5 protein-coding genes are annotated in these 7,753 nt (G+C 70.9%); 4 read left to right on the top strand and 1 reads right to left on the bottom strand.

The genetic code is table 11. From position 1 onward, the window contains the following. Positions 1–423 (top strand): transporter substrate-binding domain-containing protein (locus tag FV222_RS12335; protein WP_147814451.1); only part of this gene is annotated, 423 nt, incomplete at its 5' end. Between the two features lie 345 nt (positions 424–768). Continuing rightward, the gene (locus FV222_RS12330) at positions 769–2,487 is read left to right on the top strand and encodes a lysine--tRNA ligase (RefSeq protein WP_147763373.1); all 1,719 of its coding nucleotides are present in this window, start codon (positions 769–771) and stop codon (positions 2,485–2,487) included. 46 nt (positions 2,488–2,533) lie between these two features. Here FV222_RS12330 and FV222_RS12325 read toward each other — a convergent pair whose 3' ends face one another. Next, positions 2,534–3,721, bottom strand: a complete 1,188-nt coding sequence (locus FV222_RS12325; protein ID WP_147751512.1) for a putative zinc-binding peptidase — start codon at positions 3,719–3,721, stop codon at positions 2,534–2,536. Between the two features lie 291 nt (positions 3,722–4,012). On the opposite strand from FV222_RS12325, the gene FV222_RS12320 reads away from it, so the two are divergent. Together FV222_RS12320 and FV222_RS12315 are read left to right on the top strand one after the other, a co-directional pair. Next, a complete protein-coding gene (locus FV222_RS12320) occupies positions 4,013–7,336 on the top strand; it encodes a transglutaminase family protein (protein ID WP_147814448.1) in 3,324 nt (1,107 codons plus the stop codon). Then, a partial coding sequence (locus tag FV222_RS12315) for a circularly permuted type 2 ATP-grasp protein (protein ID WP_187277318.1) occupies positions 7,333–7,753 on the top strand: 421 nt, incomplete at its 3' end. The genes FV222_RS12320 and FV222_RS12315, both read left to right, overlap by 4 nt.

Below are 7,753 nucleotides of genomic sequence, written 5' to 3'. Positions count from 1 at the left end.
CCCCCCCCCCCCCCCCCCCCCCCCCCCTTTTTTTTTCCACCCCCACCCCGCCAACGCCCTACGCCTCCGGGCCCGTGGGGCGGCCTTGGTGATTACCACCATGTCCTTCCCAAGGCCGAGGCGAAGCCGTTTTCCGACCTCGCCTCCGCCGAGGGCGCGGTGAAGCGCGGCGAGGCCGACTACGTCTTCGCCGACGGGCTCGGCCTCGCCCTCTGGGTCGGCGGCCTGGAGGCGGGCAATTGCTGCGCCCTGACCGGCGGCGACTACCTGGAGAACCGCTACTTCGGCGAAGGCATCGGGCTGATCACCCGACAGGAGGACGCGGCCCTGTCGCGGGCGCTGGACGACGCGCTCCAGCGGGTGTGGGACGACGGGAAGTACACCGAGCTGTACCTGCGGTTCTTCCCCGTGAGCCCGTTCTGATTCAGGGCCATCGCTCGAAAGCGCCGGCCCTGTGTTCCTGACGCCTCGATCGCCGGCGCCCGCCTCCGCGGGCTTGGGCTTGGGCTTGGGCTTGGGCTTGGGCTTGGGCTTGGGCTTTCGCTCCGCAGTGCGCTCTTCGCGCCCTGCGTTCCGGTCCTTTTCGGATTTCGCATCGCGGTAAACCGCACGAGAGCATTTTCAGTTATCTTTGCATCACCGAAAATATTCTCACTTGTTGCGGGATTGCATTTTCTTCACGCGAGCCGGCATCCCCCTCGCTCGAAAATGCTCTAGGGTGCCGCACCCGCAAAAACCCCATGTCACACGCGAAGCGTCTCGAAGCCCATGTCCGCGCCTCTCCACCTCGACCCCGACCTGATCGAGGCCGCAGCCCACGCCGCCGCCTGGCCGTTCGAGGAGGCGCGCAAGCTCGTGGCGCGGCTGGAGCGCCGGCCCAAGCACGAGGTGCTGTTCGAGACCGGCTACGGCCCGTCGGGCCTGCCGCATATCGGCACCTTCGGCGAGGTGGCGCGGACCTCGATGGTCCGCCACGCCTTCAGGGTCCTGACGAAGGACGCCGTGCCGACCCGGCTGATCGCGTTCTCCGACGACATGGACGGCCTGCGCAAGGTGCCCGAGAACGTGCCCGAGCGCGCGATGCTGGCCGGCCACCTCAACCAGCCGCTGACCCGGGTGCCCGATCCGTTCGGGACGCATGACAGCTTCGGCGCGCACAACAACGCGGAGCTGCGCCGCTTCCTCGACGCCTTCGGCTTCGACTACGAGTTCCGCTCGGCCACCGCGTGCTACCGCTCCGGTGCGTTCGACGAGGCCCTGATGCGGGTCGCGGAGCGCTACGACGCGGTGATGGCGATCATGCTGCCGTCGCTGCGCGCCGAGCGCTCGGCCTCGTACTCGCCGTTCCTGCCGCTTCACCCGGTGACGGGGGAAGTGATGCAGGTGGTGATCGACGCGGTGCATGCCGACAAGGGGACGCTCGCCTGGCGCGACCCGAAGACGGGCGAGGCCTACGAGACGCCGATCACCGGCGGCCACGCCAAGCTGCAATGGAAGCCCGACTGGGCGATGCGCTGGGTGGCGCTCGGCATCGACTACGAGATGGCGGGCAAGGACCTGATCGACTCGGTGAAGCTCTCCGGGCAGATCGCCCGGGCGCTCGGCGGCGAGCCGCCGGAAGGCTTCAACTACGAGCTGTTCCTCGACGAGAAGGGCCAGAAGATCTCGAAGTCGAAGGGCAACGGGCTCACGATCGACGACTGGCTCGCCTACGGCACGCCCGAGAGCCTGAGCCTGTTCATGTACAACAAGCCGCGCGAGGCCAAGCGGCTGTTCTTCGACGTGATCCCGCGGCACGTCGACGAGGTCCTGAACTTCTCCGAGCGCTACGCCGGGCAGGACGCCAAGCTGCGCCTGGGCAACCCGGTCTGGCACATCCATGCCGGAAACCCGCCCGCGCCGGAGCGGATCGGGGAGGGCGCGGAAGGCGGGGCCAAGGGCGGCGTGAGCTTCGCGATGCTGCTTAACCTCGTGGCGGTGGCCAACGCCGAGGAGCCGGGGGTGCTCTGGGGCTTCATCCGCCGCTATGCCGCCGACGTCGGACCCGACACCCATCCCGGCCTCGACCGGCTCGTCGGCCATGCGCTGGCGTACTTTCGCGATTTCGTGCGCCCGGCCAAGAGCTACCGCGCGCCGAGCCCGGAGGAGCGCGCAGCCCTCGAGGACCTCTCCGCGTCGCTCGCCGAGCACGACGGCTCGACCGATCCGGAAGGCCTCCAGGCGGTGGTCTACGAGGTCGGCCGGCGGCATTTCCCGGACCTGTCGGGCAAGGGCAAGAGCCCGGACGGGCGGCCCGGCGTGTCGCAGGCGTGGTTCACCACGATCTACAACGTGCTGTTCGGCGAGGCCCGCGGCCCGCGCTTCGGCTCGTTCGTGGCGCTCTACGGCGTGGCCGAGACCCGCGCCCTGATCGAGAAGGCGCTGTCGGGGGACCTGCTCGCCGAGCACGCGGCGTTCAAGGCGGACCGGGCGGCGAAATCCACCTGAGGAAGACTGCCCTTCGCCGCGGCCGGACGCAGGGTCCCCGCAGCGCTCACGCGTTTGGCACCGCCACCTTCTGGCGCAACCCCGCGATCACCGCGCGCAGGATGTCGGCGCCCGCCTCGGCGCCGGCCTGGGGACCCATGTCGCCGCGCACCGCGTAGATGCGCTCGTGGACGAAGGCGAGCTTGGCGATCACCGCGGGCGTCAGGCGGAACGGGTAGAGGTCCGGCTGGCCCATGCTGCGCGAGAGCGAGTTCACCGCGTAGGTGAGGGGCAGCCACGCCGCGATCAGCTTGTCGAGGTCGGGGGTGCGATAGGGGTCGAAGTCGATCACCACCGGCTCGCTCGGCCCCCGGCGCAGCTGCGGCCGCAGCTGCAGCGCGAAGGTGGATGCGGTCTCCACCGTGTCGACGATGTGCAGGTAGTGCGCCCAGGTCTCGGCGAAGTCCTCCCACGGGTGGCTGGTGGCGTAGGCCGAGACGTAGGATTCCTCCCAATCGCTCGGGGCGCCGTGGGCGTAGTGGGTCTGCAGGGCGCCGACGTAGTTCAGGCTCTCGTCGCCGAACAAGTTGCGGAACGTCCACAGGTGCGGGCTGTTCTGGACGAGCAGGTACCAGAAGTAATGCCCGATCTCGTGACGGAAGTGCCCGAGCAGGGTGCGGTAATGCTCGCCGAAGCGGATCCGGCGCCGCTCGCGCTCGACGTCGTCGGCCTCGGCGATGTTCATGCTGATCAGGCCGTTGAGGTGGCCCGTCAGCACCGGCGGCCCGATCAGGAAGCTCTCGGACGGGTCGACGAGGAAGTCGAAGGCGAGCCCGTCGGTGTAGGCGGCCCGCGTCGCCAGCGGCAGGTCGAGGCGCAGCAGCGAGTAGAACAGCCGGTGCTTGGCCGCCTCCACCTGGCGCCAGCGGGTCAGGTTCCAGGCGAGCGTCAGGTCGGGCACCACGCGGTTGTGGCGACAGGTGACGCAGAACGTCTCGGGCGCGTCGTCCGGGACGAGCCAGTTGCAGGCCGCGTGCCGGGCGTTGGCGCAGAACCGGTAGCGCGGCCCGGGGCGTGCGTAGGCGTGGAAGGTCTGCGCCGCGCCCGAGCCCGGATGGGCCGATTGCCCGGACGGCTCCAGCGCCGAGATCTCGTGCACCTCGCAGACGTAGCCGAGGCGCCGCTGGCAGCTGTCGCAGGCCGTGCTCTCGAACGTGAGCGGCTGGTCGCAGGCTTGGCACTGGAAGATCTTCATGGCGGGTCCCGGCGCCCGAGGCGGGCAAGCACCCTGTCGTCGAAGGCGTCGTCGGCAGATGTCGGCGAGCGCAGGCAGGCGGCCCGCCCTCGCCGCATCAAACGGGCTTGCCCGGCAAAGTTCCCCGGGCGGGCGAAGGGGTGGGCGGAGCGGAATTCACGCGGCGCGCCGCAGGGAGCCGGAGGCCGCATGGAAATTGCTTGCCTCCCCCCCTTTGCCGCATAAGGCGAAGACGAGGGCACCGCCGGATTCGGTCCGGCCGCCACCTGCTTCGCCCAGACGAGAGTGCCCGTGTCGATCAAAGCCGCCCTGCACCACGTCACCCACTACACCTACGACCGGCCGATCGCGCTCGGTCCCCAGGTGATCCGCCTGCGGCCGGCGCCGCATGCCCGCACGAAGATCCCCTCCTACACCCTCAAGGTGACCCCGGAGAACCACTTCGTGAACTGGCAGCAGGACCCGAACGGGAACTGGCTCGCCCGGCTGGTCTTCCCGGAGAAGACCAGCGAGCTGAAGATCGAGGTCGACCTCACCGCCGACATGTCGGTGATCAACCCGTTCGACTTCTTCGTCGAGGACTACGCGCAGACGCGCCCCTTCGCCTACGCCCCGGACCTCGTCGCCGAGCTCGCGCCCTACCGCGTCCTCGACGACGCGCAGGGGCCCGAGATCGACGACTTCCTGACGCGCCTGCCGGCCGAGCCGAACACCGTGCTGTTCCTCGTGGCGCTGAACGCGCAGATCAGCCGCGAGGTCGCCTACGGCGTCCGCATGGAGCCGGGCGTCCAGACGCCGGCCGAGACCCTGACCCTGAAGAGCGGCTCGTGCCGCGATTCCGGCTGGCTCCTCGTCCAGGTGCTGCGCCGGATCGGCTTCGCCGCCCGCTTCGTCTCGGGCTACCTGATCCAGCTCGTGCCCGACACCACCGCGGTCGACGGGCCCGAGGGCACCAAGACCGACTTCACCGATCTGCACGCCTGGGCCGAGGTCTACCTGCCGGGAGCGGGCTGGATCGGCCTCGACGCCACCTCCGGCCTGCTCTGCGGGGAAGGGCACATCCCGCTCGCCGCCACCCCGCACTACCATTCGGCTGCGCCGATCTCGGGGCTGGCCGAGCCGGCCAAGGTCGAGTTCGGCTTCGAGATGACCGTGACCCGGGTCGAGGAGAGCCCGCGGATCACCAAGCCGTTCTCGGACGCGGTCTGGGCCGCCATGGACGCGCTCGGCGACCGGGTCGACGCCGACCTCGTCGCCCAGGACGTGCGCCTGACCATGGGCGGCGAGCCGACCTTCGTCTCGATCGACGACTTCGAGGCGCCCGAGTGGAACATCGCCGCCGTCGGCCCGTCGAAGCGGGGGCTGGCCGACCAGCTGATCCGGCGCCTGCGCGACCGCTTCGCGCCGGGCGGCATGCTGCATTACGGCCAGGGCAAGTGGTATCCGGGCGAGAGCCTGCCGCGCTGGGCCTTCGCGCTCTACTGGCGCCGCGACGGCCGCCCGATCTGGCGCGACGCCGACCTGATCGCGCGGGAGGACGCCCCGAAGTCGGCCGACGCCGACGCCGCGCGCAAGCTGATCGACGCGGTCGCCGGGCATTTCGGCCTGGGCGACTACGTGATGCCGGCCTACGAGGACCCGGCGCACTGGGAGGAGAAGACCGCCGAGCTTCCCGTCAACGTGACGACGCAGGAGGCCAAGAGCGGCTCGGTGGAGTTCGATTCGCGCATCAGCCGCGTCTACGAGCGGGGGCTCGGCAATCCGGCCGGCTTCGTCCTGCCGCTCGCGAGCCTGCCCACCGGCAAGGACGGCGATTCCGACCGGGTCTGGATCTCGGAGGCCTGGGCCTTCCGGCGGGGCCAGGCCTTCCTGGTGCCCGGCGACTCGCCGCTCGGCTTCCGCCTGCCGCTCGGCTCGCTCCCGCACGTGCCGCCGGAGCACTACCCCTATTACCAGCCGCAGGACCCGCTGGAGCCGCGCGATCCCCTGCCCGAGGGACATCCGGGCGAGGGACATCCGGGCGAGGGACATCCGGGCGAGGGGCCGGGCAAGGAGGCAGGGAAGGCGACCGTCAACGGTGGCGGCATCACCGGCGTCGCGGTGCGCACCGCGCTCGCCGTCGAGCCGCGCGACGGGACGCTGCGGGTGTTCATGCCCCCGACCCAGCGCGCCGACGAGTACCTCGAGCTGATCGGCGTGCTCGAGGCGGCGGCGGACAAGCTCGGGCTCGCGATCCACGTCGAGGGCTACGAGCCGCCCTTCGACCCGCGCCTCAACGTCATCAAGGTCACCCCCGACCCGGGCGTGATCGAGATCAACGTCCACCCGGCGACCTCCTGGCGCGAGGCGGTGGCGATCACCACCGACCTCTACGCCGACGCGCGGCAGACGCGGCTCGGCGCGGAAAAGTTCATGGTGGACGGGCGCCACACCGGGACGGGCGGCGGCAACCACGTGGTGATGGGCGGCGCGACGCCCGACGACTCGCCGTTCCTGCGCCGGCCCGACCTCCTGAAGAGCCTGGTGCTGTACTGGCAGCGCCACCCGGCGCTCTCGTACCTGTTCTCGGGCCTCTACATCGGCCCGACGAGCCAGGCCCCGCGCATGGACGAGGCCCGCCACGACGGCCTCTACGAGCTGGAGATCGCGCTGGCGCAGGTGCCGGGGCCGGACGAGCCCAACATCCCGCGCTGGCTCGTCGACCGGGTGTTCCGCAACATCCTCGTGGACGTCACCGGCAACACCCACCGCTCCGAGATCTGCATCGACAAGCTGTACTCGCCCGACGGGCCGACCGGGCGGCTCGGCCTGCTCGAGTTCCGCGCCTTCGAGATGCCGCCGGACCCGCGCATGAGCCTCGCGCAGCAATTGCTGCTGCGGGCGCTGGTGGCGTGGCTGTGGCGCGAGCCGCAGGTCGGCGGCTGTGTCCGCTGGGGCACGGGCCTGCACGATCGCTTCATGCTCCCGCATTTCCTCTGGGCCGACTTCCTCGACGTGCTGGAGGATCTGCGGGCCGCGGGCTACGACTTCGACCCCACGGCCTTCGAGGCGCAGGCCGCGTTCCGCTTCCCCGTCTTCGGCCGGGTCGAGCATGGCGGCGTGAAGCTCGAGCTCCGTCAGGCGCTGGAACCGTGGCACGTGATGGGCGAGGAGGGGACCAGTGCCGGCACCGTCCGCTTCGTCGACAGCTCGGTGGAGCGCCTGCAGGTCAAGGTCGAGGGCTTCGTGCCCGGCCGCCACGTCATCGCCTGCAACGGCCGGCGCCTGCCGATGACCGGCACCGGCACGAACGGCGAAGCGGTGGCGGCCCTGCGGTTCAAGGCGTGGCAGCCGGCCTCGTCGCTGCACCCGACGATCCCCGCCCACTCGCCGCTGACCTTCGACATCCTCGACAGCTGGAGCGGGCGCTCGCTCGGCGGTTGCCGCTATCACGTCGCCCATCCGGGCGGGCGCAACTACGAGACCCATCCGGTCAACACCTACGAGGCGGAGGGGCGGCGGCTGGCCCGCTTCCAGGCCCACGGCCACACGCCGGGCAAGGTCGCGATGCCGGCGCCCGAGACCAACCCCGAATTCCCCCACACCCTCGACCTGAGAACGCCGAAACCGACATGAGCTCGACGCTGGGGGCGGCACAGGTCACGGCGGGGTATCAGGCGGCGACCGGGCCGGACGCGGCGGACGAGCCCGACCGGCTCGCCCGCTGGACCGACGGCTATCGGCCCGAGCCCGGACGCCCGGACGAGTACCGCGACGCCGACGGTCGCCCGCGCGGCGCGTGGCCCCGGCTGCTGGAACGGCTCGCGCGGCTCTCCGAGCCCGAGATCATGGCCCGCTTCGTCTCGGCCGAGCGCCACATCCGCGACACCGGCATCTCGTTCCGCATTTACGGCGACCAGCGCGAGCATGCCTGGCCGCTGGGCTCGCTGCCGCTGGTGATCGAGGCGGCCGAGTGGCGGAGCTTGAGCGCCGGGCTGATCCAGCGGGCCGAGCTGATGGAGGCGGTCCTCGCCGACGTCTACGGGCCGGGCC

The organism is Methylobacterium sp. WL103, from assembly GCF_008039885.1.
Taxonomy (GTDB): Bacteria; Pseudomonadota; Alphaproteobacteria; order Rhizobiales; family Beijerinckiaceae; genus Methylobacterium; species Methylobacterium cerastii.
Note: the sequence above shows the minus strand (reverse complement) of the source record. Positions and strands in the feature narration are given on the sequence as shown.

Bases quoted from the DNA above. Each gene is read 5' to 3' on its own strand.
- FV222_RS12330 (WP_147763373.1), top strand. From the start codon at position 769: ATGTCCGCGCCTCTCCACCTCGACCCCGACCTGATCGAGGCCGCAGCC.
- FV222_RS12325 (WP_147751512.1), bottom strand. From the start codon at position 3,721: ATGAAGATCTTCCAGTGCCAAGCCTGCGACCAGCCGCTCACGTTCGAG.